This window comes from Bradyrhizobium diazoefficiens (assembly GCF_016616885.1).
GTDB lineage: Bacteria > Pseudomonadota > Alphaproteobacteria > Rhizobiales > Xanthobacteraceae > Bradyrhizobium > Bradyrhizobium diazoefficiens_F.
This window is the reverse complement of the sequence record NZ_CP067102.1, coordinates 385,499-408,428: the sequence shown is the minus strand read 5'-3', so window position 1 is coordinate 408,428 and position 22,930 is coordinate 385,499. Positions and strand designations below refer to the sequence as shown.

General features: G+C 61.5%; 25 protein-coding genes and 4 pseudogenes. 20 read left to right on the top strand and 9 right to left on the bottom strand.

Features of this window, described 5'->3' with window-relative positions:
* Positions 1-313: 313 nt before the first annotated feature.
* The 14 genes and pseudogenes from JJC00_RS01820 (at position 314) to JJC00_RS38670 (ending at position 10,824) form a co-directional block, all read left to right on the top strand.
* Entirely contained in the window at positions 314-775 is a 462-nt protein-coding gene (locus tag JJC00_RS01820; protein WP_200471073.1) for an Hsp20 family protein, read from the top strand.
* A gap of 83 nt (positions 776-858) precedes the next feature.
* Entirely contained in the window at positions 859-1,350 is a 492-nt protein-coding gene (locus tag JJC00_RS01815; protein WP_200471072.1) for an Hsp20/alpha crystallin family protein, read from the top strand.
* 77 nt (positions 1,351-1,427) lie between these two features.
* Positions 1,428-1,757, top strand: coding sequence for a hypothetical protein (locus JJC00_RS01810; protein WP_200471071.1), 330 nt, complete (start codon positions 1,428-1,430; stop codon positions 1,755-1,757).
* Between the two features lie 150 nt (positions 1,758-1,907).
* On the top strand, positions 1,908-2,198 hold the full coding sequence (locus JJC00_RS01805) for a hypothetical protein (RefSeq protein WP_200471070.1): 291 nt from the start codon (positions 1,908-1,910) through the stop codon (positions 2,196-2,198).
* Between the two features lie 260 nt (positions 2,199-2,458).
* Positions 2,459-3,536 (top strand): annotated as a pseudogene (locus JJC00_RS01800) (glycosyltransferase family 4 protein).
* A gap of 49 nt (positions 3,537-3,585) precedes the next feature.
* Positions 3,586-4,029, top strand: coding sequence for a low affinity iron permease family protein (locus JJC00_RS01795; protein ID WP_200471069.1), 444 nt, complete (start codon positions 3,586-3,588; stop codon positions 4,027-4,029).
* A 258-nt stretch (positions 4,030-4,287) separates the two neighbouring features.
* Entirely contained in the window at positions 4,288-5,832 is a 1,545-nt protein-coding gene (locus JJC00_RS01790) for an FAD-dependent oxidoreductase (RefSeq protein WP_200471068.1), read from the top strand.
* A gap of 198 nt (positions 5,833-6,030) precedes the next feature.
* Entirely contained in the window at positions 6,031-6,237 is a 207-nt protein-coding gene (locus JJC00_RS37740) for a hypothetical protein (RefSeq protein WP_246774065.1), read from the top strand.
* The gene (locus tag JJC00_RS37735) at positions 6,234-6,584 is read left to right on the top strand and encodes a phosphatase PAP2 family protein (protein ID WP_246774064.1); all 351 of its coding nucleotides are present in this window, start codon (positions 6,234-6,236) and stop codon (positions 6,582-6,584) included. The genes JJC00_RS37740 and JJC00_RS37735 overlap by 4 nt, the downstream gene beginning before the upstream one ends.
* Positions 6,563-7,168, top strand: coding sequence for a cupin domain-containing protein (locus JJC00_RS01780; protein WP_200471067.1), 606 nt, complete (start codon positions 6,563-6,565; stop codon positions 7,166-7,168). Before JJC00_RS37735 ends, JJC00_RS01780 begins: the two co-directional genes overlap by 22 nt.
* A 53-nt stretch (positions 7,169-7,221) precedes the next feature.
* A pseudogene (locus JJC00_RS01775) lies at positions 7,222-8,327 on the top strand (ROK family protein).
* 301 nt (positions 8,328-8,628) lie between these two features.
* Complete coding sequence (locus JJC00_RS01770) at positions 8,629-9,486, top strand: SDR family oxidoreductase (protein WP_200471066.1); 858 nt, start codon at positions 8,629-8,631, stop codon at positions 9,484-9,486.
* A 368-nt stretch (positions 9,487-9,854) separates the two neighbouring features.
* Positions 9,855-10,484, top strand: a complete 630-nt coding sequence (locus JJC00_RS01765) for a hypothetical protein (protein WP_200471065.1) — start codon at positions 9,855-9,857, stop codon at positions 10,482-10,484.
* 196 nt (positions 10,485-10,680) lie between these two features.
* Positions 10,681-10,824, top strand: a complete 144-nt coding sequence (locus JJC00_RS38670; protein ID WP_200471064.1) for a DUF2934 domain-containing protein — start codon at positions 10,681-10,683, stop codon at positions 10,822-10,824.
* A gap of 163 nt (positions 10,825-10,987) precedes the next feature.
* Here the strand turns inward: JJC00_RS38670 and JJC00_RS37730 are convergent, their stop codons facing one another.
* Positions 10,988-11,158 carry a hypothetical protein gene (locus tag JJC00_RS37730; RefSeq protein WP_246774063.1) on the bottom strand — a complete coding sequence of 57 codons (171 nt, stop codon included), beginning with the start codon at positions 11,156-11,158 and terminating at the stop codon, positions 10,988-10,990.
* Positions 11,159-11,905: 747 nt separating this feature from the next.
* Between JJC00_RS37730 and JJC00_RS37725 the strand changes: the two genes are divergently transcribed.
* The 3 genes from JJC00_RS37725 (at position 11,906) to JJC00_RS01740 (ending at position 15,288) form a co-directional block, all read left to right on the top strand.
* Positions 11,906-12,130 (top strand): inorganic diphosphatase, encoded by a 225-nt coding sequence (locus JJC00_RS37725; protein ID WP_246774062.1) that lies wholly within the window; start codon positions 11,906-11,908, stop codon positions 12,128-12,130.
* Positions 12,131-12,283: 153 nt separating this feature from the next.
* Positions 12,284-14,257, top strand: coding sequence for an AI-2E family transporter (locus JJC00_RS01745; RefSeq protein WP_246774325.1), 1,974 nt, complete (start codon positions 12,284-12,286; stop codon positions 14,255-14,257).
* Between the two features lie 650 nt (positions 14,258-14,907).
* Positions 14,908-15,288: a PRC-barrel domain-containing protein gene (locus JJC00_RS01740; RefSeq protein ID WP_200471061.1), complete on the top strand. Its 381-nt coding sequence runs from the start codon at positions 14,908-14,910 to the stop codon at positions 15,286-15,288.
* Positions 15,289-15,419: 131 nt separating this feature from the next.
* Here JJC00_RS01740 and JJC00_RS01735 read toward each other — a convergent pair whose 3' ends face one another.
* The 4 genes from JJC00_RS01735 to JJC00_RS01720 form a co-directional block, all read right to left on the bottom strand.
* Entirely contained in the window at positions 15,420-15,611 is a 192-nt protein-coding gene (locus JJC00_RS01735; protein ID WP_200471060.1) for a hypothetical protein, read from the bottom strand.
* A 2-nt stretch (positions 15,612-15,613) separates the two neighbouring features.
* A complete protein-coding gene (locus JJC00_RS01730; protein ID WP_200471059.1) occupies positions 15,614-15,808 on the bottom strand; it encodes a hypothetical protein in 195 nt (64 codons plus the stop codon).
* Positions 15,809-15,886: 78 nt separating this feature from the next.
* On the bottom strand, positions 15,887-16,549 hold the full coding sequence (locus JJC00_RS37720) for a response regulator (protein ID WP_246774061.1): 663 nt from the start codon (positions 16,547-16,549) through the stop codon (positions 15,887-15,889).
* Between the two features lie 117 nt (positions 16,550-16,666).
* Positions 16,667-17,032 carry a PRC-barrel domain-containing protein gene (locus JJC00_RS01720; RefSeq protein WP_200471058.1) on the bottom strand — a complete coding sequence of 122 codons (366 nt, stop codon included), beginning with the start codon at positions 17,030-17,032 and terminating at the stop codon, positions 16,667-16,669.
* Between the two features lie 147 nt (positions 17,033-17,179).
* Between JJC00_RS01720 and JJC00_RS01715 the strand changes: the two genes are divergently transcribed.
* Positions 17,180-17,371, top strand: a complete 192-nt coding sequence (locus JJC00_RS01715; protein WP_200471057.1) for a hypothetical protein — start codon at positions 17,180-17,182, stop codon at positions 17,369-17,371.
* A gap of 212 nt (positions 17,372-17,583) precedes the next feature.
* Here JJC00_RS01715 and ltrA read toward each other — a convergent pair whose 3' ends face one another.
* Together ltrA and JJC00_RS01705 are read right to left on the bottom strand one after the other, a co-directional pair.
* Positions 17,584-18,963 (bottom strand): group II intron reverse transcriptase/maturase, encoded by a 1,380-nt coding sequence (ltrA, locus tag JJC00_RS01710; protein ID WP_200471056.1) that lies wholly within the window; start codon positions 18,961-18,963, stop codon positions 17,584-17,586.
* 469 nt (positions 18,964-19,432) lie between these two features.
* Complete coding sequence (locus JJC00_RS01705; RefSeq protein WP_200473948.1) at positions 19,433-19,624, bottom strand: CsbD family protein; 192 nt, start codon at positions 19,622-19,624, stop codon at positions 19,433-19,435.
* A gap of 271 nt (positions 19,625-19,895) precedes the next feature.
* Here JJC00_RS01705 and JJC00_RS01700 point away from each other — a divergent pair, with 271 nt between their 5' ends.
* Positions 19,896-21,221 carry an adenylate/guanylate cyclase domain-containing protein gene (locus JJC00_RS01700; RefSeq protein ID WP_200471055.1) on the top strand — a complete coding sequence of 442 codons (1,326 nt, stop codon included), beginning with the start codon at positions 19,896-19,898 and terminating at the stop codon, positions 21,219-21,221.
* A gap of 312 nt (positions 21,222-21,533) precedes the next feature.
* Here JJC00_RS01700 and JJC00_RS37715 read toward each other — a convergent pair.
* Positions 21,534-21,762 (bottom strand): annotated as a pseudogene (locus tag JJC00_RS37715) (hypothetical protein); the annotation flags it as partial.
* On the opposite strand from JJC00_RS37715, the pseudogene JJC00_RS01695 reads away from it, so the two are divergent.
* A pseudogene (locus JJC00_RS01695) lies at positions 21,743-22,240 on the top strand (transposase); the annotation flags it as partial. The pseudogenes JJC00_RS37715 and JJC00_RS01695 overlap by 20 nt on opposite strands.
* A gap of 341 nt (positions 22,241-22,581) precedes the next feature.
* Here the strand turns inward: JJC00_RS01695 and JJC00_RS01690 are convergent.
* Entirely contained in the window at positions 22,582-22,887 is a 306-nt protein-coding gene (locus JJC00_RS01690; protein WP_200471054.1) for a DUF6538 domain-containing protein, read from the bottom strand.
* Positions 22,888-22,930 lie beyond the last annotated feature (43 nt).

The following is a 22,930-nucleotide window of genomic DNA, read 5'->3' as shown; positions in this document are numbered from 1 at the left end:
GGTCGGTCACCAGCTTTTGCGGTTTAGAAAAGTCGGAAGAGCAAGCTTCCGGGGACAGATTTATTTGGCCTGACGTGACTATCAAGGGTCTCCGCCACCGGTCCTGAATCGTGCCGCCAGCGCGCCGTTTCAAATTTTTTTGGCGGCATCTTGAAACGCTTTTGCGCTTTTCTAGTTTTTTTGTTGCCGCGAGAGCGGTGTGCCGGATGCCAGCTCGGGTCCGGCGCGGGCGCCGGTCTGGAAACTTCGGACCCTTCTGGATTTCCGCCCTGCGCTCCTTCGTACCCATCTTGCTCTTTTGGAGGACTTGGTTATGAGGACCACGTTTGACTTCGCGCCCCTGTGGCGCTCCACCATCGGCTTCGACCATCTGGCCGACCTCGTCGACAGCACGCTGCGGCAGACGAACGAGGACAACTATCCCCCCTACAACATCGAACGCTCCAGCGAGGATCACTACCGGATCACGTTGGCCGTCGCAGGCTTCGGCGCGGACGACATCGCGGTGACGGCCGAGCAGAATGCGCTCACCATCGAGGGCAGGAAGCCCGAGAAGCCGGCCGGCGAATATCTCTTCCAGGGGATCGCGGCACGTCCGTTCCGGCGCGTGTTCAACCTCGCCGACTACGTCCAGGTCAAGCAAGCGTCGTTCCAGGACGGGCTGCTGATCATCGACCTCGTCCGCGAGGTGCCGGAAGCCATGAAGCCGCGCCGGATCCAGATTGGCGGCGGCGCTTCTTCCTCGGCGCAGATCGAGCAGAAAAAGGCAGCCTGACGCCAATTCGAAGTTCGTCGGGAACGCGGCGTGCGCAAGCGCGACCGCGCACCCTGCCGCACCTGATGAAGGAGAACAATCAAATGGCAATTCGTGATCTCATCCCCCGGTCGAGAAACCAGGAGCTCGCGCCGGCGCGCGGTAGCTACGATCCATTCATGACGCTGCATCGCGAGATGAACCGTCTGTTCGACGATGTCTTCCGCGGCTTCGGCGGTACGGGTCTGTCACCGCTGATGGAAGGGCAATTCGGCTGGCCCAAGATCGAGCTCAGCGAGACCGACAAGGCGCTCACCATCACGGCCGAACTGCCCGGCATGACGGAGAACGACGTCCAGATCGAGATCGCCGGCGGCGTCCTGACTCTCCGAGGCGAGAAGAAGAACGAGCGCAAGGACGAAGGCAGATACTTCACAGAGCGGACTTACGGCGCCTTCGAGCGGCGGATCCCGCTCGAAGACGTCGAGGAGGACAAGGCGGAGGCTTCGTTCAAGAACGGCGTCCTAACCGTGTCTCTGCCGAAGTCCGAGAACCCGCGGGCGGGCGTCAAGCGCATCGCCATCAACACCCAGTAGCGACAGCCGGACGGCGGCCCCGCCGCCGTCCGGCTACTAATCGAAGCAGTCCCGAAAGGAGCGCAGGGAGCCAACAGATGAGCAATGCCAACACGATCACCGGCAATCTCGATCCCCTTTTCCATCCGGCCGCGCACTATGCGTCTCCGGACGATGTCCTGAACGACGGCGAACTCTCCATCCCGGAGAAGAGGATCATCCTCTCGTCCTGGGCATCCGAGATGTTCGCGGTCGAATCCTGTCCCGCCCTGCGAGAAATCCCGGGCATGGGCTACACCCTTCGCCTGGCCGATATTCTCGCCGCGTTGCGGCGGCTGGACGGAGAGGACGACGATCCGCCCCGACCGGGCGGCGTCCCCATGCGGCTGCGGCGGCCTTGGGCCGCCGCGCAGCGGCAGTCCGCATGATGGTGGCGCTCTATCGGTCCTTCGTTGCACCCGAGCTCCGATTGCGAGAGGCAATCTTCGATCTTTTGCGGTTTCAAAACTTTTTTCGTGAACTCTTGAACCCTGCGTAACGCACCGAGGACGACGAAGTATATTGCCGACAAAAAGGCCATGCCCGATCACCTGCCGCTCTTCGAAATCAATCTGAGGCAGCGCCGCCGGACATTCAGGTGGTATCTCTGCACGTCCAATGGCCGACTGCTCATGCAGGGGTCGGAAACCAGCAGAGCCGCCGCCAGATACCGGGCAAATCGCGCACTGTTCCTGATGTTACTGGCGTCGGCGCTCTGCAAGCGCGCCGATATCCTACGGGTCGAAGCCGCTCAGCGGCCAAATAAGACCGTCGGTCAGCTCATGCAGGCAAATCCCAGTTCGGAAATCCGCAACCATCGATGCCGCTAATCGGTGACGACTATTATAGGGTGCCGGTCCCCTGGCGAGGCGGTCGGAAGCCGCGAGTCGCGCACAGGAACGAAGCCGCCGCGTCACCGTTGGTCGGAATTGGTGTGCGAGGCCCATGAGAACGGTTTTAGCGCGTCGCCGGCGAGCGCACGGACTTGCCGAGTTATCGGTTGAAAGGGTCCTGATCGCGCTTGTCGCCGGCCTTCTGCTGGTATGCGCCGCCTCGCGTAGCGCGGCGGAGAGCTGAGGGGCGGAGGCCGATGCGGATCGTCCAGATCGCTCCGTTGGCCGAAAGCGTTCCCCCGAAACTTTACGGCGGTACGGAAAGGGTTGTGGCTTGGCTGGTCGACGAGCTGGTCGAGCTCGGCCATGAGGTGACCCTGTTCGCGAGCGGCGATTCCAGGACGCGCGGAGAGCTGCATGCGGTGTGGCCGCGCGCCTTGCGTCTCGGGCGCCCGCGCGTCGACCCGAACACGGCCTGTACGCTGTTGATCGAAGCGGTCTCGCGTCGCGCCCGCGAGTTCGACGTTATTCATGCACACATCGACTGGCTGCACCTGCCGGCGCTCAGCCGGTGCGGGATCCCGTTCCTCACCACCCTGCACGGACGCCTCGACCTGCCTGGCATCGGCGAGGTGGTTCGGCAGTTTCGCGAGAAGTGCTTCGTCTCGATTTCCGACAACCAGCGCTCTCCGCTCGAGGATGCGAACTGGTCCGGGACGGTGCATCACGGCTTGCCGGCCGGTTTCGGCCGTCCTACGCTCCCGGATCGTACCTCGCCTTCCTCGGACGGCTCACGCCGGACAAGGGGCCGGAGGGCGCCATCCGGATCGCGCGGGCGGCCGGCATGCCGCTGCGGATCGCCGCGAAGGTGCCTCGCGGCGAAACCGGCTACTTCGAGAAGCACATCCAGCCGGAGATCGACGGCACTCGGGTCGAGCTCGTCGGCGAGGTGGACAACGCGGCAAGCAGCACGTTTCTGTCGGCCGCTGCGGCCTGCTGTTTCCAATCAAGTGGCCGGAGCCGTTCGGCCTGGTGATGATCGAGGCGATGGCCCGCGGGACGCCCGTGATCGCCTATCGGGCCGGATCGGTGCCGGAGGTCGTCGACGAAGGAGTGACCATCGTCGAGAACGAAGCGGAGGCGGTCCGGGCGGTGAAAAAGCTGGCCCGGATCGACCGGCGTAAAGTCCGGGTGCGGTTCGAAGAGCGCTCCACCTCGGACCGGATGGCACGGACCTACGAGACTCACTATCGACGGCTTCTCGCCGCCAGGCCCGCCCACCTCTCGGCCGGCTCCGAACACCTCGGCACGCCCGCGTCTCCGATCGTCCCGTGAGCAGCGTTGTTCAGGGCGTTTGGTTACGGTTCGATAGAAGGAGGATTGCATGCGCCATCAGCAAAGCGAGCGGCATCCGCGGCGGTTGTTCGCGTCCATCGCAAACAAGGCCTCGCAGGCGGCAGGCCGGGCATCGGCCTTTGTCTTGGCCTGCGCAGTGATCATGATCTGGGCCGTTACGGGACCTCTGTTCCGATTCTCCGATACGTGGCAGCTCGTCATCAACACAGGTACGACCATCGTGACCTTTCTGATGGTCTTCCTAATCCAGAACTCACAGAACCGGGACAGCGCAGCGATCCAGGTCAAGTTGGATGAGCTCATCCGAACCGGTAGCGTCCAGAATTCTTTCGTCGGCATCGAGCATCTCTCGGCGGACGAGTTGGAGGAGCTTCGCGCCCGCTGCGAGGAGCGCGCCAAGGCGGTCGCAGCGGAGAGAAGAGGCGCAGCCAGAGGCCGCGCACGCAGATCCCAGGACGATACTGACGGTTAGGCTCGTACTCATAAGGTCCGTTTCTGGGGACAAAGCGATCGTTACTCGGCTCGGCCGTCATCGACGGCACGGTCGGCGGTGGGGTGTCAGCGGCGGCAGTGTTGCAGCGCTCAATCTGAGGCCCGAGGAGGCCTCGAAGCTGAAGCTGCACCATGACAGTCCATATAGGTCCGGTACATTTGGGCTCGAATGCGGAGGCCTCTGTTCAAAGGAACAGTTGCGCTTTGCTCTTCGTTTGTATGCCGGAGGACAAATGCCATGAACGTGCTGGATGAGGATACCAAATCGCTTTGGATGGAGGCGTTCATTCCGGCGGCTGCGCGCTATTTGGGGCAGGCACGTGCCGACGTCGGCGTGGTCGGTGCCGGCATCGCCGGTCTGTCGGTGGCCTATGAACTGGCCGCGCGCGGGCGCTCGGTCATCGTGCTCGACCGCGGTCGTATCGGCAGCGGAATGACGGCGCGCACCACTGCGCATTTGGCAACAGCCTTGGACGACGACTACAAGGAGCTGATCAGGGTCCGCGGTGAGGATTGCGCCCGGCTGTATTACCAGAGCGTCGCCGCCGCGATCGACCGCGCGCAGGCGATCCAGTCCGCCGAGGGAATTGATTGTGATTTCCGCCGCGTCGATGGCTTTTGGGTGTTGGCGCCGGAGACCCTGCCATCGCATCTGGATGAGGAATTCGAAAGCTGTAGGAAGCTTGGAATTCCCGTCGAGCTTTGCAGCGATCCGACACCCATCCATGACGGCGGTCTTGCGCGCTCGCTTCGTTTCCCCCAACAGGCGCGCTTTCATCCGACCAAATACCTTGCCGGATTGGCGAAAGCGCTGCATCGGCGCGGCGCTAGGCTTTACGGTGACACCTGCGTCGAGACGATCGAGCGCGGTCGCGGAGAAATCGTTCTCAAGACTTCAAGCGGCGAGGTGCGGGTCACGGACGTTGTCGTCGCGACGAACTCGCCGGTCAATCTGCGGGCCGCGATCCATACCAAGCAGGCACCCTATCGCACCTATGTGATTGCGGCCAAGGTCCCGGCCGGCTCGCTGCCGGATGCGCTGTATTGGGACACGCTCGATCCCTATCACTATGTCCGCCTGCAGCCGGCTTCGGCGGATGAGGACATCGTGATCGTCGGCGGTGAAGACCACAAGTCCGGCGAGGTCGACGATGGCCAGGCGCGCTTTTCCGCACTCGAACGGTGGACGCGAACGCGGTTGCCAAATATCGGCCAGATCACCCATCGTTGGTCTGGCCAAGTGCTCGAACCCATGGACTTCACCGGCTTCGTTGGACGCAGCCCGGACGAAGAGCATGTTTTCCTCGTCAGCGGCGATTCCGGACAGGGCATAACCAATGGTCTCGTGGCAGGCCTTCTGATTGCGGATCTGATTACGGTCGGCGGCAATAGCTGGGAGGCCGTCTATTTGCCCGAGCGCAAGATCTTCAAGAACATCACCACCTTCATCAGTGAGAACATCACGCCGCTGAAGAACTTTGCGGAATATCTCGGCGCCGATGCGCTTGCCTCGGTGGAGCGGCTTCGCTTGGGAGAGGGCCGGCTGGTTCGGAACGGATTGAAGAAGATTGCCGCCAGCCGCGATCGCCAGGGCGAGTTGCGCCTGCTGTCGGCAAGCTGCACCCATCTTGGCTGTGTCGTGCATTGGAATTCGCTAGAACAATGCTGGGACTGCCCCTGCCACGGTTCTCAATTCGCGCCGGATGGTACCGCGCTCAATGGGCCTGCCGTATCTCCGCTCGCGCCGGTGGAAATTCCGCCGAGTGTCCAGGCCGCGGAATAGCGACAGATGACAGCCGCGGAGGAAGCCACATCGTCTGCTTCGGCGGCTTCCCGTTCATGCGGCATGACATCGACTCGCGTCCGACGGATCTCCGAGGGAGTTCTATCCCGCAATGGGCCGCAAGATTGGTTCCGAGCATTCGCTTGCGTTGGGCGATATCACAAGCTTTCCGGTACCGTCCGGCCGACCAAAGCGGATGTGGCCGCACGCTTCATCGCGCGCAACACTGCGCCGGCTCCGGAGATGGGAGCCCGCGCCCTGACTTGGGGCGCCGGCGAGAAGGTCCTTCTGGTTCTGGCGGCGGCTGGCTGGCTGGCGTCGCGCGGGCAGGGCGAGCCGCTGCGGCGCGCGGGCAATCATGCTCTGCTGGTCACCGTGGCGGCGTCGCTGCTGCCCATGGTTTGAAACGTCCGTTCGACCAGACCCGACCGGACCGCAGAACGGAGATCAGGCACCTCCACGGTGTCCCATTTTCCAGGATACGAGAGGACGCCTTTCCTTCCGGCCACGCGCTGCACATTGGGGCCTTGGCATCGGCGGCCGGCGCCTTGCCGGCCGGCCCGCGTCTTGCGATCCGCGCCGTCGCGGTCGGCATCTCGCTGACGCGCTTAGTCGTCCTGGCGCACTGGGCGAGCAATGTCGTCGCAAGGTTTTGCACTGGGAGCGGTTCTTGTACAGTTCGTGCGGCTGTGCACCGGTTACCCGCTCGACGCTTCGACGGAGAACGATCATGCCGACCCTTGAGGATCTAAAGGGGTATGCGGAACGCGCCACCGGTTTGCGGCGCCCCGGCAAGCGGAAAGCGATGGACTTCGCGCAAGCGCGAAAGCCGCACACCGTTCGGTTCAAGGATGACGGTCTCATCCCCAATCATCCGCGATGGCCGCTGGTCATTTATCGCCATGCAGTCAGTTTCGATGAGCGCCACGACCCGGCGGCCGAGATCGAAGACCTGTTCGAGGCGAATGGGTGGGGTGATACCTGGCGCAACGGCATCTACGACTACGTTCACTATCACTCCCAAATCCATGAGGTGCTCGGCATTGCGCGCGGAAAAGGGCGCGTTCGTTTCGGCGGCAGTAAGGGGCGGATCTTCACGTTGAAGGCCGGCGACGTCGCCGTTCTTCCCGCCGGCACGGGCCATCAGTGCCTAGGCGCAGACAATGACTTCCTCGTCATCGGCGCCTACCCGCCGACAGGGACGTACGACGAATGCACGACGGTTGAGGATCGTCCGCGCGCGCTCAAGTCCATCCCGAAGGTGTCTGTGCCACGCAAGGATCCGGTCTACGGTATCGGCGGTCCGCTCTTGAAAATGTGGAGGAAAGTGAAATGACCGAGTACGTCATCCGCTTCCTCGCCGGGGGCGCCGTCGTGTCGGCCCTCGCGATGCTGGGAGATCTATTGCGTCCCAAGAGCTTCGCCGCTGGCGAAACGATCACGACCACCGGCATTGCCGCTCACGGCGCCTCCCACCTCCCGTCAGTGGAGGTCGACAGCTTCAATATTGAGCTGAAGGATGAGGAAGGATTTCTGGGGAATCGCGCCAGCAAGACCGCCTTCCGGGACACTCTCGAAAAGTGGCGGAAGCCGCTGCGTAAGTCCGGCGAAGACCCGTTCGGCAAGGAGCTTGCCGAAGACATTCAGCAAGAAGGAACTTGACGCCATCCTGGTCGGCGACGACACCGAGGCTTGGGCGGTCGTGCAGAGCGCTATAGAGGACTTCGCACAGGAGCTTGCCCACGTGACGCGTCGCTTCCTCAAGACCAAAGCCTGGGAGAAGACCGAGCGCATTGTGGTGGGTGGCGGCTTGAGCAATAGTCGGCTCGGCGAACTCGCCATCGCGCGCGCTGAAATCATCCTGAAGGCCCAGAACTTCAAGATCGAGATGCTGCCGATTCATCAGAACCCGGACGATGCAGGCCTGATTGGCGCGCTCCATCTCGCTCCGTCCTGGATCTTCGAAGCTCATGATTTCCATTCTTGCCGTCGACATTGGAGGCACGAATATCCGCTGTGGCGTCGTGGAAACACGTCGCAAGAAGGCACCTGATCTCTCCAAGGCGTGCATGTGGAAATCCGAGCTGTGGCGTCATGCCGACGACGAACCGAGCCGAGAGGAAGCGGTTAAGTGTCTCGTCAAAATGCTCAAGGACCTGACCACGAAGGCGGAGAACGAGGGATTCAAGCTCGCGCCGTTCATTGGCATCGCGTGTCCTGGCGTCATCGAGAGCGACGGCTCGATCGTAAAGGGCGCGCAGAACCTGCCCGGCAACTGGGAGAGCAGCAAGTTCAATCTGCCGGCAACTCTGGTCGAAGCCATCCCTCAGATCGGAGAACACGACACGACCATCGTCATGCGTAACGACGGCGTGGTGCAGGGCCTGTCCGAGGTCCCGTTCATGAAGGACGTGAAACGGTGGGGCGTGCTGACGATCGGAACCGGCCTCGGTAACGCCCGCTTCACCAATCGCAACGGCAAGGGCGGACGTTGAGGCTAACCCCTTCGATGCAGGCCACCGCAGCAAGAACATTGGGGATCGAGGAACGTCGCGTCCAACCAGTTGTTTGCTCAATCATCGCGGAGCACAGGAGGTGCATCCATGCCTACGCAGAACATGGCCGCGAACGTCCACTAGCTCGACGGGCGCGGGAACGGCGAGGAGCGGTTGGTGTCTTGTCTGCCGGCGAGGTGATGGTCGCGCAGAAGATTGCGCTCGAAACTAACAAGAATGCCGCGCTCTCTGGCGAACGCGCTTCCGCTGCGGACGCCATTGATGGTCGTAGGAGAATGCTATGCTAGATTATCCGCGCCCCCCCTATCCCAGCCAAAAGCAACCGATGCCCGGCTCGACATCGGCGATGAAGCCACGTCCGGACCATGGCGAGGAAAGCTACAGGGGATCGGACCGTCTTGCAGGAAAGAAGGCCGTCATTACCGGCGGAGACAGCGGGATCGGGCGAGCGGTGGCGATTGCATATGCCCGCGAGGGGGCCGACGTGCTTATTTCTTATCTCGATGAGCATCAAGATGCCGAGGAGGTGAAGGCTCTCGTCGAGAAGGAGGGCCGCAAGGCTATCTTGTTTTCCGGAGACCTGCGAAAGCCGGATTACTGCCGTGCCGTCATTCAACGCGCCGTCGATGAGCTCGGCGGGATCGATATCCTCGTCAACAATGCGGCCCATCAGGCTATGTTCAAGGATATCGCGGATATCAGTGATGACGAATGGCAGAGCACGTTCGAGGTCAACATCCATGCAATGTTCTATCTCTCCAAGGCGGCCGTTGCGCATATGAAGTCCGGGTCCGCCATCATCAACACCGCTTCCGTGAATGCCGACATGCCAAACCCCATCCTGCTGGCGTATGCGGCCACCAAGGGGGCGATCCAGAACTTCACGGGCGGTCTTGCCCAGATGCTTGCCGAAAAGGGCATACGCGTGAACGCCGTCGCGCCGGGCCCGATCTGGACGCCGCTGATCCCGTCAACCATGCCGCCGGACACAGTAAAGAACTTCGGCAAGCAGGTGCCGATGAAACGAGCCGGGCAGCCGGCTGAGCTCGCAACTGCCTATGTCATGCTCGCCGATCCGCTCTCGAGCTATACGTCCGGTGCGACGCTCGCTGTAACAGGCGGGAAACCTTTCATCTGATCGTGAGAGCGACGAGACGGAAGCCGGTGTGGCGTAGCACCTAGCGCGCGCACGGGCGGTTCTCGTCCTGCTTGTTTACTTCTCCGGTTTGCCGGTCACGGACCGCGAACCCCGCCATTGAAACCCGCCACCTCTGCCCGGCAGCTTTTGAGCGCCGAGGCGGTCGATTGCTGGCTAACGCCAGAACAGTGCCAGCAGCAGGATTACCGGAATCGGAATGCCCAGCAGCCACAATAATGCGCCTCGGCCAAATGTCATGGCGCCTATCCTCCTGTTGTTTCCCCGAAAACCAAGTCCGGAAGCCATCCGAAGTTCCTGCAACAGGAACGGACGACTCAACCACGCGTTTCGAACCGGAGCATAGGCTGTTGGAGGATTTCGCCATGGCTACACGCACCGTTCCCAATTTGTTTTTTGGCTGGACTTGGTCAGCCGTACTGGCCGGCGTGTTCACTTCGTTGGTTGTCCAGATCCTGCTGACCATGCTGGGGTTCGGCATCGGTCTGCTCGCGATCGACATTCCCACCGCTTCATCGGCGCCTGCTGGCGCAGGCTGGGCGGCATTCGTGTGGTGGGCGGTCTCAGGCATCATCGCCGCATTTCTGGGTGGCGCCGTGGCGGCAGCCAATTCGCCGGATCAGACCGGCCTCGGTCGGGTCGGGCATGCGATGGCCGCCTGGGCGGTCGCAACCGTCGTGGTGGTCGGTGCGGCGGCGATGTTGCCGGCGTCGGCGACCAGCATCGCCAGCAACCTCGTCGGGCCGTCATATTCCGCCAGCACGCGCATCGCGTACTGGTCGAACAACACGGGACGGGAAACCGTCGGCGCGACGACGCGAATTGCAACACCCGCTCAAATTGATGCGGCCCGGAAGCACTTCGCATATGCGATGTTTGCAAGCTTCTGCGCCCTTCTTCTCGGCGCGGGAGCGGCCTACGCCGCCGGAATGGCGACCACGGGCCAGGTTGTCAAGGAAGCGGCGCGACCCGTGACATGATGGGTCCTAAATGGTGCAGAGCTCCACGCAGTTGACAACGTGACCGTGTCGTGAGGTCCATCTTGGGACGGGAGCGGCGGTTTGGGTTGGCGAAATCCCCCACCGCCCAACCGATGTATCTCGATTCTTTCCGTCCTGCTCACTACTTAGTACCAGCCATCACGCATCTGGGAGTCGACCGCAGCTACTGGAACCAATGAAGATACGCACCTACGCCCATCAGCTCTGGGAAAAGGCCGAGCGGCCTGAAGGCCGCGACAAGGAATCTTGGGAATTGGCCCAACAAGAGTTGCGGAATCAAAGCAAATCTTCTCCGGTGCGCACTCCCGATAACCTCTAGATGAGCAACACTGTCCAATCTGTGCATCTGCGGGCTTTGTGAAAACCATCCGCAGCTGGTTTGGACCCAAGACCCAATCAGTTGGTCATGGTGGTCAGCACGGAGGGCGTGATCCTGGCGTCGCCTTAGAGGCAGACGATGTAAACGCCGAGCCCAACAAGTCCTAGCGATGTGAACGCCTCTTCGTTGCGCGCCGGTTGTAGGGCGAACGGTTGATGGGTTTCAGGGAAATCCCTTCGCGTTGCGCCTTGCTGCGGATAGCCGCGACGGGACGTTGAAGTTTGACGCTCATGACTCCGGTCGGCGTGTTGCCCTTCGCGAGCTGCTTGAGCATTTTCACATCGGCGCTCGACCACAGTTCACGCGTACGACGCTTATATGACGGATTTGCCTTGCGCGGGCCCTTCTTGCCGATCGGCGAGCCGGGTCGCTTCCATGATGCTCTTGCCATTAAAGTCCTCCTGTAAGTCGTTCTTGAACGAAGGAATCAGCAATTCGGTTCCGATGAACAGGAACGGCAGGATCGGCGGGAAGTTCTTCGTTGATCAGGGTCAACGGAGGTGTCAGTGCGCGTCCGACTAGCATCGATATGTCTTGTGCTGTCCGCTGGTTTGGCGATAGCACAGCCTGCCAAGCCGGCGGACGACCTTGCCGCGCCGAGCGGGCGTTCGGCGCCCGAAGACAAGGGTCAATTGCAGCCGCAGGGCTGGACCGGGCCTACCAACACCGGTTCAGGTGGTGCGCCTCCGGAAAGTCCCCAAGGGCAAAGCCCGCCACGGATGCAGCCGGCGCCCGACGGATCGACAAAAACTACGGTCGAGCCTCCCAAGTAGCCTCATGGGGCTATTGCGCGTCAGCGTGAGTAACGCCGGCGCGGCGCGAAGGGAGGAACAAACGATTCACGTTGCCGTTTCAAAGGCCAGACAACGCAGCGCCTGCAGACCCATGACGAACCTGAGCAAGCTCCCGACGTGGGCCGACGAGAAAAACATCTACGCCGTGATCGAAAGGCCCCGTGGAAGCACCTGCAAATTAGAGTTCGATCCGGAGCTGAAGGTGTTCACGCTTGCGAAGCCCCTAAATGGCGGGGCTCACCTATCCGTATGATTGGGGCTTCATTCCCTCGACACAAGCCGAAGACGGGGACCCGTTGGACGTCCTCATCATCCACGTATCCCAGACGTATCCGGGCGTCGTGCTCCGATGCCGGCCGATCGGAATCCTCGAAATCCTCCAGAAGCGCCAGCTTGTGAGAGAAACCAATCTTCGGTTCCTACCGTGTTGCAACAAGTTCTTCTTTGCGTAAGTCAGAGGCGCCGATCGCAGGAACAAAAGGGAACATCCGGCCGTAATTAAGGTGAGCTGAGCAGAACCGAAACCGAGCCTTTGAGATATGCCGGGCCCATCCCGTCAGTGGACCTTGCCTGGAATCCACATCGCGAGCCCTCTGTTGCCTGCGGTGGTCGCGAGCAATCTCTTCATCGGCCTGGCCCTTGTGGCATTGCTCTATTTCGGGCGTGAGCTCTTTGTGCCGGTTGTCCTTGCGTTGCTGTTGAGCTTCGTGCTCGCTCCGGTTGCCCGGCTTTTTCGTCGCTTACATGCCGGCCGCGTGGGCTCAGTTCTTGCCGCGGTGGCGCTTGCATTTCTGCTGATTTTCGGGCTCGGCGCCATTATGACCCAGCAGGTCGCACAACTCGCCGAGAACCTGCCCCGCTACCAGCTGACGATCAGCGATAAGATTCATTCGGTCCAAGACGTCGCGCTCAGTCCGAGGATCTACAATCGGCTAAAGGATATGCTCGGAGATCTCCGCCAGGAAATCTCCAAGCCGCAGGAGCAAGGACGAAAGAATGCAAGCTCTCCTCAGCCCGCCCAGACTTCTGCAGGAGAACCCCAGGTTAAGCCACTGCCGGTGGAAATCCAACAGCCGCCGCCTAAACCGTTCGATGTAGTGCAAGCAATCGTCGGGCCGCTGTTGGCGCCTCTGGCGACGACGGGCATTGTTATCGTTTTCGTGATTTTTATGCTGCTTTTTCGCGAAGATCTGCGGGGCCGTTTTGTCCGACTCGCAGGCGCGCAGGACTTGGGGCGCACGTCCGAAGCAATCGACGATGCCGGTCGGCGACTGAGCCGGTATTTCCTGACGCAAACCTGCATCAACGCAACGTTCGGGATTGTCATCGGGATCAGTCTTGCGATGATCGGCATTCCCAACCCAGTGTTGTGGGGCATCTTCGCGGCTCTGATGCGCTTCGTTCCTTATATCGGCGCATTCATCGCTGCCGCAGTCCCTGCGGCGCTTGCCATCGCGGTTGATCCGGGGTGGTCCATGTTCTTATGGACGGTGGCCTTGTTCGTGATCGTAGAACCGATCCTCAGCCAAATTGTGGAACCCATGCTGTATGGCCACAACACAGGGCTCTCGCCGGTAGCTGTGGTGGTGGCTGCAGCCTTCTGGACCTGGTTATGGGGGCCAATTGGACTTCTGCTTTCGACACCCCTGACGGTGTGCCTGGTGGTATTGGGGCGTCACGTCGAACGATTGGAGTTCTTGGATGTGATCCTAGGTGATCAGCCGGCGCTCACGCCAGAACAGAATTTTTTTCAACGTATGCTGGCCGGTGATCCCGACGAGGCCGCGGACCAAGCCGAGAAGTTCATGAAGGAGAAATCCCTCTGCGCCTACTACGACGAGATTGCAATCCCTGGGTTACTGCTGGCGCGCTCTGACGCGCGACGCGGCGCTCTGGACCTGGAGCGCCTCCACCGGATTAAGGAAGCTGTCGACGGCGTTATCGACGATCTTTCCGATCACGATGACTGCGCTCCACCTGTCAAAAGCAGTAAGGACCTCCATGACTCCAACACACTTGAAATCGAAGTAGTCGACACTCCCGATCTATCGCTGCCCGTTGTACCGACTGCGCCGTTAAGGTCCGATTGGCGAGACGGAAAGCCTGTATTGTGCATCGGCGCGCGAGATCTTCTTGACGAAGCGACGGCGAACATGATCGCGCAGCTTCTCGAAAAACATGGCATCGGCGCCCGCATCGAGCCTTCGACGGCTGCCTCGGCTTCCAGCATCTTTGGGCTTGATACAGCCAATATAAGGATGGTGTGCGTGTCTTGCCTTGGAAGCGCAAGTCCGGTGCATCTACGCTTCCTTCTTCGGCGTCTGCGTCGCAAAATGCCACACGCCACGCTCCTCGTCGGCCTATGGGGATCGACCAAAGACTCAGAGGATGAAGAGAGTCTGGATGACGAGCCGATCGGCGCGGATTTCTATGCGAAGTCGCTCCGCAAGGCAGTAGAACTTTGCATCGAAGAGGCACATCGCTCGACCGCCCCACCCGAAGGAGAAGCAAAACGAACCGAAGCGCACCGATCTCGAGCACCGCGATCTGCTGGTAGGAGAAGGGGGCGCAATTATTGAGGACGCCTCTGCCTGCCAGCAGTGGGGACGATTAGATTGGGAAAATGCGCGTTTGCATGCAGCGTTCTGCCCGATTGGACCCGTCTCCCGTTCTCGAGTGTTCCTGTAGCGGCGGCAAGTTTCAAATGCCAGCCTCGATGCGATGCCAACCGGCGACTTAGAGTTCGGCGTAGGAGCGAATGGCGGCGAATTCAAACGAGGCGCTTCTTCTCGGCGACGATGTTTGCGGCTTGGATTTTTCCGTGAAACTTGACTCCACCGGCGACGGCCGCAAAAGCATGTGGATCGGCCGTCCTCGTTTTGCGCTGGCAACCGGCCGCCCTCCCACATTGTCATCAGTCCGTGAAGGCCAATTGCCGGCTGTACGCCCGGAAATCGTCCTCGGCGCATTGGCACGCTGCTTTCAAATGCAGCGCGGACAGTCTCGAGATCGGCGGCGCCGTCAGCGCCATTAGCGCAAAGTCGACACTCGGACTGACCCGCATGTCCCAGAAGGGCCAAATCGAGCATTGCGGAATGCGCATCGTTGAACAGCGACCGCTCGCTCAAAAAGACTGGGGCGCGCGTTCTGAAATGTTCTCCCAAGCTAGGAACGCCCACGTAGCGGCCGAGTTAAGCCGACAAAATCCACTTGTGAGGGAGACGAAGCCATGGCCCGCGCAACAGCCCATCCGGATCATCAATGCATCTCAAGCGAAGACATTCAAGGAACCGAGGTTTATGGAGCAGACGGGAAGAATATCGGTGAGATAGATCACCTCATCATCGACAAGGTGTCAGGTCGCGTGGCTTATGCCGTCATGAGCTTTGGCGGATTTGTCGGGTTAGGCCACAGCCATTACCCCATTCCCTGGGGCGCTCTGACATATGATACGTCGCGTAGTGGTTTTCGAACCAATATCACCGAGCAACAGCTGAGAGATGCGCCTGAGTTCAGTGATGACTCGTGGCAAGATCGAGACTGGGAAACGCGCACCCACCAGTATTACGGAACGCCTATGTACTGGGAGGCGCGACCAGGTGGTCTATAACGGTAGGCAGCTCACCTGGCATCCCGCTGCCTTAGAATATACGTGACACTTGGCGCATTGGTCGCGAGCCAAAAACTAACGTAGCGCACCAGCTGACACCTTATCGTCTCGTCAGCGGCAGCTAATAATTCCTATCCCGGAATTGGCTGTAAACAGATAGGTGCTTCAGCCGCGCCTGGCGGAATAGCGTCGGCCACGGCGACCGCTAAATCGGTTTCGGGTTTCCAGGCGAGCGTGAGATCCAGATCGCCTGGAAACACCTGCCATTTCGAGCCGTCTTCGAGCTCGACGATGTGGCTTTCAGAATGGGACCGGATCTTCATCTTTAGGCCGCGTCCAGATTCTGCTCCGGGCCGCGCTGCACGAACGGGCGACGCAGCCGGCCCGCCTCGTCACTATGGCACCTTGGACACCTGAACCGGATATCCGGCTGCGCGGATGACGTCCGCTGCAGGTTCGCGGCCATGGGCCAGGCGCCGCAGCGGGGACATTTCTCCAAAAGCGTATCGGTTTCGATCATCTGATGGCTCCTTCCAGGCAAGTCCCATGGCTGCGAACGGCCTGGACTTGCACAGGTTCCCGCCTCGGTGCCTCTCCCTCAAGAACCTCTGCGAATCCGTCCTCGACGGACAGATCCATTCGTGAACCAACAATCACTCCTGCCGTTGTGCCGGCATCCGGACCGCCCTCGACGGCGTGCATCGAAACGACAACCATGAAGACCTACTCGCACCAGTATCTCGATCCAGCCGGCGCGTGGGAGCGGACCTACCTCGAGTCGCTGATCCGCGAGGATTTCGAGCGATGCCATCCCGGTGAGACGCTGGACGATCTCAAGCGGCGAGCGTCCTTTTCGAGAGAGGACATAGGCCTGCTGCGGGACTGGATGGCGGTCGAGGGGCGCGCGCCGCGGCCGCAACGCGTGGCTAAAGAATGGCGCGTGCGAGCGACGATCCGCTGCCACCCTTACGGGCTCGATCGAAGGATCGGAAACTCTGGCGCTCGTCATGTAGACCACAGGAAAGCCAGGCGTGATTTCCCTGATCTGCCGCGCCAGCTCCCAGCCGCTGATGCCGGCACCCAGGTTGATGTCCGTCAGCAGCACCCGACATCCCTCGCGGCCATCGCAAAAAGTGGACATGGCTTCCTCCCCCGAATGGACCGAGCAGGCCTCGAAACCGACGTCGGACAAGGCGTCCTCGACGAAGCTTGCGATGAGAGCCTCATCCTCCACGACCAGAACACGAACGGCATCACTCACTTTCAAGTCTCCTCGGCGACCGGGCCGGGTCGTCTCGCGTGCGGCGGTGCGTTGGCCCGCGGTCCGGCGGAAGAGCGACCTCCGCCGTCAGGCAGCCGGGCACCAGAGTGCGCCGTGTCAAGCCACTGGCACACCGTAATAGGCGTTCACGGAGCGCGTCCTCGCCGGGTCGCTCCAATTCCAACTGCTCTCGTCGGCGTATTTGGGGGCGCCGCGGAGCTGGTCCTGGGTGATGCCGGTGACGTAGCCGCCGAGGTTGGTGTCGTATTTCAGGGCCTGCCAGGGCAGCGGATAGTGATCGTCGCCGATGCCGAGCAAGCCGCCGAAGCTGAGCACCGCGTACGACACCTTGCCGCTGACCTTGTCGATCATGACGCGCTCGATGTAACCGACCTTTTCGCCGTCGGCCCCGTACACGTTCGTGCCCTCGACCTTGTCGCTTCCGATGAGGCTAAACGTCTCGCGATCTTCCATAGTGGCCATGGTGGCCCCTCCTGGATGTTGCCTTGGAAGTCAACGGGGCCACTATGGCTCCGTTCCTGGCAGATGCCGCGGCTAAACGTTGATCTCCCGGGCATCGGATGAGGTGGCCGCGATACCGGTGCGGAAGAGATGGCAGAGGGCGCGAAGATGGAACTGACCGATCTGGAGCGCGATTTTCTGAGGAAGCTCCTCGGCGAATCCTGGGTTAGCCCGCCGACGTTCGACCACGAAATCGTGGCGCGACTCGTTGAGCTGGGTCTGGTGGAAACCGAACCGCTTCCGTCCGGAGATATCGAGTACCGCGTCACCGACGCCGGTCGGGCGGCGGCGACCGCGTAAAACACAGATCGGCCGGTCCAGCGATTTCGCAATTGAAGTTCGGGACGAGCACTGGCCGCTATTCCAAGCTGCCGTTGTTTTCGCGTTCCATGAGGTAAGGCCGTCTGCACTCTGCCCGACGGACCAGCAGAAATCGGGATAGGGGGGAGTCTCGCGGCTCCGCCCCTCCCACACCACCGTACGTACGGGTCCGTATACGGCGGTTCGGCGGATTATGCAGGCCGCTGTGCCGCGACGGAAGCCAAGCCGAGTGCGGCGAAGAAGCTGTTTGGCAGAGCAATGGTCAGCGCGGGGCTATTCGCGAGCCGCCAAGGGCCATGTGGGGCGCCGGCAGTTTTCGCTGCCAGGTCCCGGCCGACGCCGCGGCGTCGCAGCTCGGCGAAACGAGCGGGTCCATACTTCCATTGCTTCCAGACGATGGCGCGCAACCGCCGCCTGATCCACCGGTCAAGCACGCGCAACACCGAAGGAGTTTGACAGAAGCCGAAGTAGCCGCGCCACCCGATCAGGTAGGCCGACAGCTTCTTGGCAATCTGCGCGATGCTTCGGCCGCATGTGCGTCGCGTAAGCTCCCGAACCTTGGCCTTGAAGCGGGCGAGCGCCTGCGGCGCGATGCGCCGTCGCGGTGGTTCGCTTCCGCCGGTAAAGCTGAAGCCCAGGAACTTGCGGACACTCGGTTTGGCGACCGCACTCTTGGCCTTGTTGATCTTGAGCTTGAGGCGCCTTTCGAGGAACCGTTCGATGCCGGCCAACACCCGTTCGCCCGCCTCCTGACTGCGCACATAGATGTCGCAGTCGTCGGCGTAACGCACGAAGCGGTGACCGCGCTTCTCCAATTCCTTATCCAGCACGTCCAGCATCAGGTTCGACAACAGCGGCGAGAGCGGACCGCCCTGCGGCGTACCCTCTTCCGTCGGGCTGACCAGCCCCCCTTCCATCGCACCTGCGGTTAGAAAGCCGCGGATGAGCTTCAGGAGACGCTTGTCGGCAACCCGCTTGGCAACGAGCCCCATCAGGATGTCGTGGTTGACCCGGTCGAAGAACTTTTCCAGGTCGATGTCCACGACGACGGCGTGTCCGGACGCAATATACGCCTGCGCCTGCTCCACCGCCTGATGCGCCGAGTGCTTCGGTCGGAAGCCGTAGCTCGTCTCGGAGAACGTTCCGTCCCAGTCAGCTTGCAGCACCTGCATCACCGCCTGCTGGGTCAGACGGTCGAGCACCGTCGGAATGCCGAGCAGCCGCACGCCGCCCGACGCCTTCGGTATCTTCACCCGCCGCACCGGCTGCGGCCTGTAAGTGCCATCAAGCAACTGAGCCCGGATCGCAGGCCAATGCTCCTTCAGGTAGACCGGCAAGTCATCGACGCTCATGCCGTCGATGCCTGCCGCTCCCTTGTTACGCTTCACTTGCGCCAACGCTGTCTTCAGATTCTCACGCTCGACAACGTCTTCCATCGACGGCCCCGCGACCGCCGGGCGTTCGAGGCTGGTTCTCGCCGTGCAGGCTTCAGTCTCTTGGGCGGCGGCGCTTGGGGCTTCACCCCTCGTTCCGGTGCCCAAGTTCAGTTCGATCTGATTCTTCTGCCGCATGGCTTGCACGAGATCGCCGCTCTACTAACCACTTCCACCGTTCAGGCCTTCGGCGGCGCGCTGCCGCCTACTATGCCCTCGGCTGACTTCTGCGCTGCGGTCAGGCCGCCTTGCGACGACCTCGGTCCCGAGTCCGGGACACAGCGCAGACCTCCCGAGGTAAGACCGACTGCCTTCACCGCACCCCCGCCGGATTTGCCACCCCGACCTTTGATGACCGTGGACTTCGCGATCAGTTGCTCGCTCGTCCGGCCGGGTAGGCCTCGTTATCCGGTGTTTGTCCATCGGGCCGCGGCTTTGTTCCACGCTTTCTTCAGACCCCACCTCGCGATGACGCCCTTGCGCTTCGCTAATCCTTCGCCGTCATCAGGCTGGATAGAGGACTTCCACCTCCAAGCTGTCGTTCATACTCGGCACACAACAAAAAGGCCGCCCGGAGGCGGCCAGCTTTTGATCTTCCGTCTTCTGCTTATTTCTTGAGGGCGTCTGCGGCGTCCCGCGCTGCATCCTTGACATCTCCCGCAGCGTTGCGGGCGGATCCCTTGGCCTTATCGATCTTGCCCTCAGTTTCCAGGTCCTTGTCGCCAGTGAGCTTGCCGGCACCTTCTTTGATGGCGCCTTTTGCCTTGTCGGCAGCGCCCTTCACGTGTTCTCGGTCCATGATCATGTTCCTTTGCTGTCCGGACAACCATTACACAACGAAAGCCGTTGCGCAGACGTTCCTCGGAGACCATCGGCGAGATAACGCCCCCTCGAATTGACGTCCGCTCGGTGAGGCATAGCGGACTAGATCTGCTCATCTTCAGTCTTCGGACATGCGCGGGACCAAGGCCGAGGGCCTGCTTTAGACGTCTAGGCAGAGGGGCAGATGCTACGGGGTTGATCTCGGCTATTCAGGCGGCGACAATGGAGCAGGCCCCGAGGTCCGCTGGATGACTGACTTCAAGCTGCCAGAGACGCGGTATGCCCAGAGCGGCGACGTTAGCATCGCCTATCAAGTAATGGGCGACGGGCCGATCGACCTGATTTTGGTTCCCGGCTTCATCTCACACATCGAATTTCAGCACGAATTGCCAGGATATACCGCTTTTCTGCGACGGCTCGCGGGATTCGCCCGGGTCGTGACCTTCGACAAGCGCGGACAAGGGATGTCGGACCGGATATCGGGTGCGCCGTCGCTCGAAGTGCGTATGGACGATGTCCGTGCCGTCATGGATACCATCGGCTCCAGGCGCGCGGCGCTGGTCGGGTTCTCCGAAGGTGGTTGCATGAGTGTCATGTTCGGCGCGACATACCCCGAGCGCGTGTCGCACCTAGTTCTGACGGGATGTTTCAGCCGATCCGCGGACCGTCTCTCAGATGAGGCGTGGGAAGCACGCTTCGAGCAGATCCTAAGGCTGTGGGGTACCGGCGATCTGACAAAGACCATCGCTCCGAGCGAGGCCGTCGATCCAGCTGTGATCGCGCAATATGCTAAGTGGGAGCGGTTGGCGAGTAGTCCCGGCGCGCTGCGAACACTCCTACGACTCAACCGCCAGATCGACGTCACCGCGATCCTGCCGACGTTGCAGGTGCCGACGCTGGTGTTGCACAGCAAAGCCGATCTCCAAGTGCCGGTCGATCTCGGCCGAAAGCTCGCCGCCGCGATTTCGGGCGCCAGATACATCGAATATCCCATTGGGGACCACGCGGTCTGGACCGCCAACAATGAGGCCGTGCCCGGAGATATCGAGGAGTTCGTCACCGGCCGCCGCGATCATGGCACGGTTGAGTTCGAGCGAGTGCTCGCGACCGTGCTATTCACCGATATTGTTGACTCCACCCGCAGAGCGACTGCGATGGGCGACGAGCGCTGGCTTCGGGTGCTCGGCAATCACGATCAGATTGCAAGAGAAATTGTCGGTAAGCACCGCGGCAATCTGGTGAAGAGCACTGGTGATGGCGTTCTCGCGACCTTCGACGGTCCTGGACGAGCGGTGCGCTGCGCCCTCGCCTTTGGCTCGGCGGCGAAACAGATCGGGCTCTCCGTTCGCGCCGGCCTGCACACCGGGGAAATCGAGATTAGAGGCAACGACATTGGTGGCATCGCCGTGCATGGGGCCGCGCGTGTGATGTCGCATTGCGGATCCGACGAAGTTCTGGTGTCGCGCGTCGTCACGGACCTCGTCGCCGGAGCCGGGCTGAAATTCGCAGAGCGCGGTTCTTACGAACTCAAAGGACTGCCCGGGAAGTGGGATCTGTTTGCGGCGAGCGGATAGTATCGAAACCGCAAGCCGCTTTTTGGCTCCTTAGCAGGCATGGGTGCTGGGTGCTCCGGACGTCAGCTTCTCGCCCGTTTGAGTTTTCGGCGGCAACTGGGGCAGATTGGAGGAACGACAATCGTGGCCCCGCATTGACCTGCAGGGACCGTCGCCCGCCGTTGAACTACGGCGCCTGTCGCGGATAGCCAAAGGTCTCACGACCCGCTATTCAGAACTAGCGCTCGCGAGGATAGCCAAAGGCGGCGGCCTCTCCGTAACCTCGGTGTTCTCGCAGCCACGCGCCTTGGCGCGAGTCATCCCGCACCCGAGTTATCTGCCCCTCAGCGAGAGGCTGATCCGCGTTACGATGTCGTCCCACTCGCGCTCTTCGCTCGCGGGGTAGTTGATCAGGACGCAGTGAATCAATCCACTCGAGAAGTTGCACCGGTTGTACCAGACCTTATCGCCCTTATAACTGGACACCGCGAAAAGCCGAGGCGTCGTTCGCTTTGTCCTGAATGCGCGCGGGCGGATGCTTCTTTGCGAGAAATGCAGCGGGTACCTGGAGCCGAAGACGCCGCGTCGTCGCCAAGGCGGAGTGGACACAAGGCGAGGCCAATCCGCGCTTCGTCGTCACCTCGCTCAAGCCGACCGAGGCGGGCGCGCGGCAGCTCTATGAGGACATCTACTGCGCCCGCGGCGACATGGAGAACCGCATCAAGGAGTGCCAGCTCGACCTCTACGCCGACCGCACTTCCGCAGCGACCATGCGCGCCAATCAGCTCAGGCTGTGGTTCGCCTCGATGGCCTATGTGCTGATCTGTGCCCTACGGCGCGTCGGCCTGGCTGAAACTACCTTCGCGGATGCCACCTGCGGCACCATCCGCCTCAAGCTCCTGAAGATCGGGGCGCTGGTGCGCATCAGCGTCCGCCGCATCAAGATCGCCATGGCGTCCGCCTGCCCAGCCGCCGAAGAATGGGGACACGCGGCTCGCCGCCTGACCGAAGCCGCCAAGGCTCGCGCCTCGCCGGCCTGACACGCGCCGCCGCGACGCGCCCAATCGGCGGCATCACCAACAAGGCCCAACGGAGACACTCAAAACCAAATCATCGCCCGCGCTTTCGGCGCCACGGCTCCTCGTTGCCTGGGCCATATCCTCCCGTCCCCATCACAGAGCAATTGGCCGTGTGAGAAATGCGGGCTAGCTCGTATTCGAGTGTGCCAGCGCGCTTCAGAACTTCGCGGTCCGACAAGCCCACCTCTGGCGTCACGTCAACGGCAAATGGGGTTTGATATTCGATACCCGCCGCGCTGAGCTGCGCTGCAATGCTTTGAAACAACGGCTCGGACCCAGTGCCCTCGCGGCGTTCCCCCTCGTCATTCGCCAACCGAGCCGCGTAATAAGTTTCGGCCATGCGCTTTATTTGCGCATCGTTCAGCGATGGGGATGACAGGGCGGTCCTTCAGCAGCGCCTCAGCATCCGCAAGCGTCCGGTCGAAATCCGCGAGGACGTGTGTGACCGCCACGTTGGCCGCCTTTAGGTGCTTGGTGCCGAGTGACTTCTTGAGGAACACCTGTCGGTCCCGGCCGGTGTTGAGCACACGCGCAACAGCCTCTTGGAGGCGCTCAGTCACCTTCCGCTGGGCGTAGTACGTCCCGTTTTTGTCCTTAATCAGTCCCATCAACGCGCGCATCAAAGCTACGACCGAGTGCTGCCCCCTGAGC

Excerpts from the sequence above, each read along its gene's own strand:
- JJC00_RS01820 (WP_200471073.1), top strand. The coding sequence starts at position 314 with ATGAGGACCACGTTTGACTTCGCGCCCCTGTGGCGCTCCACCATCGGC.
- JJC00_RS01815 (WP_200471072.1), top strand. The coding sequence starts at position 859 with ATGGCAATTCGTGATCTCATCCCCCGGTCGAGAAACCAGGAGCTCGCG.
- JJC00_RS01810 (WP_200471071.1), top strand. The coding sequence starts at position 1,428 with ATGAGCAATGCCAACACGATCACCGGCAATCTCGATCCCCTTTTCCAT.
- JJC00_RS01805 (WP_200471070.1), top strand. The coding sequence starts at position 1,908 with ATGCCCGATCACCTGCCGCTCTTCGAAATCAATCTGAGGCAGCGCCGC.
- JJC00_RS01795 (WP_200471069.1), top strand. The coding sequence starts at position 3,586 with ATGCGCCATCAGCAAAGCGAGCGGCATCCGCGGCGGTTGTTCGCGTCC.
- JJC00_RS01790 (WP_200471068.1), top strand. The coding sequence starts at position 4,288 with ATGAACGTGCTGGATGAGGATACCAAATCGCTTTGGATGGAGGCGTTC.
- JJC00_RS01780 (WP_200471067.1), top strand. The coding sequence starts at position 6,563 with ATGCCGACCCTTGAGGATCTAAAGGGGTATGCGGAACGCGCCACCGGT.
- JJC00_RS01770 (WP_200471066.1), top strand. The coding sequence starts at position 8,629 with ATGCTAGATTATCCGCGCCCCCCCTATCCCAGCCAAAAGCAACCGATG.
- JJC00_RS38670 (WP_200471064.1), top strand. The coding sequence starts at position 10,681 with ATGAAGATACGCACCTACGCCCATCAGCTCTGGGAAAAGGCCGAGCGG.
- JJC00_RS37730 (WP_246774063.1), bottom strand. The coding sequence starts at position 11,158 with ATGCTCAAGCAGCTCGCGAAGGGCAACACGCCGACCGGAGTCATGAGC.
- JJC00_RS37725 (WP_246774062.1), top strand. The coding sequence starts at position 11,906 with ATGGCGGGGCTCACCTATCCGTATGATTGGGGCTTCATTCCCTCGACA.
- JJC00_RS01740 (WP_200471061.1), top strand. The coding sequence starts at position 14,908 with ATGGCCCGCGCAACAGCCCATCCGGATCATCAATGCATCTCAAGCGAA.
- JJC00_RS01735 (WP_200471060.1), bottom strand. The coding sequence starts at position 15,611 with ATGAAGATCCGGTCCCATTCTGAAAGCCACATCGTCGAGCTCGAAGAC.
- JJC00_RS01730 (WP_200471059.1), bottom strand. The coding sequence starts at position 15,808 with ATGATCGAAACCGATACGCTTTTGGAGAAATGTCCCCGCTGCGGCGCC.
- JJC00_RS01720 (WP_200471058.1), bottom strand. The coding sequence starts at position 17,032 with ATGGCCACTATGGAAGATCGCGAGACGTTTAGCCTCATCGGAAGCGAC.
- JJC00_RS01715 (WP_200471057.1), top strand. The coding sequence starts at position 17,180 with ATGGAACTGACCGATCTGGAGCGCGATTTTCTGAGGAAGCTCCTCGGC.
- ltrA (WP_200471056.1), bottom strand. The coding sequence starts at position 18,963 with ATGCGGCAGAAGAATCAGATCGAACTGAACTTGGGCACCGGAACGAGG.
- JJC00_RS01705 (WP_200473948.1), bottom strand. The coding sequence starts at position 19,624 with ATGGACCGAGAACACGTGAAGGGCGCTGCCGACAAGGCAAAAGGCGCC.
- JJC00_RS01700 (WP_200471055.1), top strand. The coding sequence starts at position 19,896 with ATGACTGACTTCAAGCTGCCAGAGACGCGGTATGCCCAGAGCGGCGAC.
- JJC00_RS01690 (WP_200471054.1), bottom strand. The coding sequence starts at position 22,887 with ATGGGACTGATTAAGGACAAAAACGGGACGTACTACGCCCAGCGGAAG.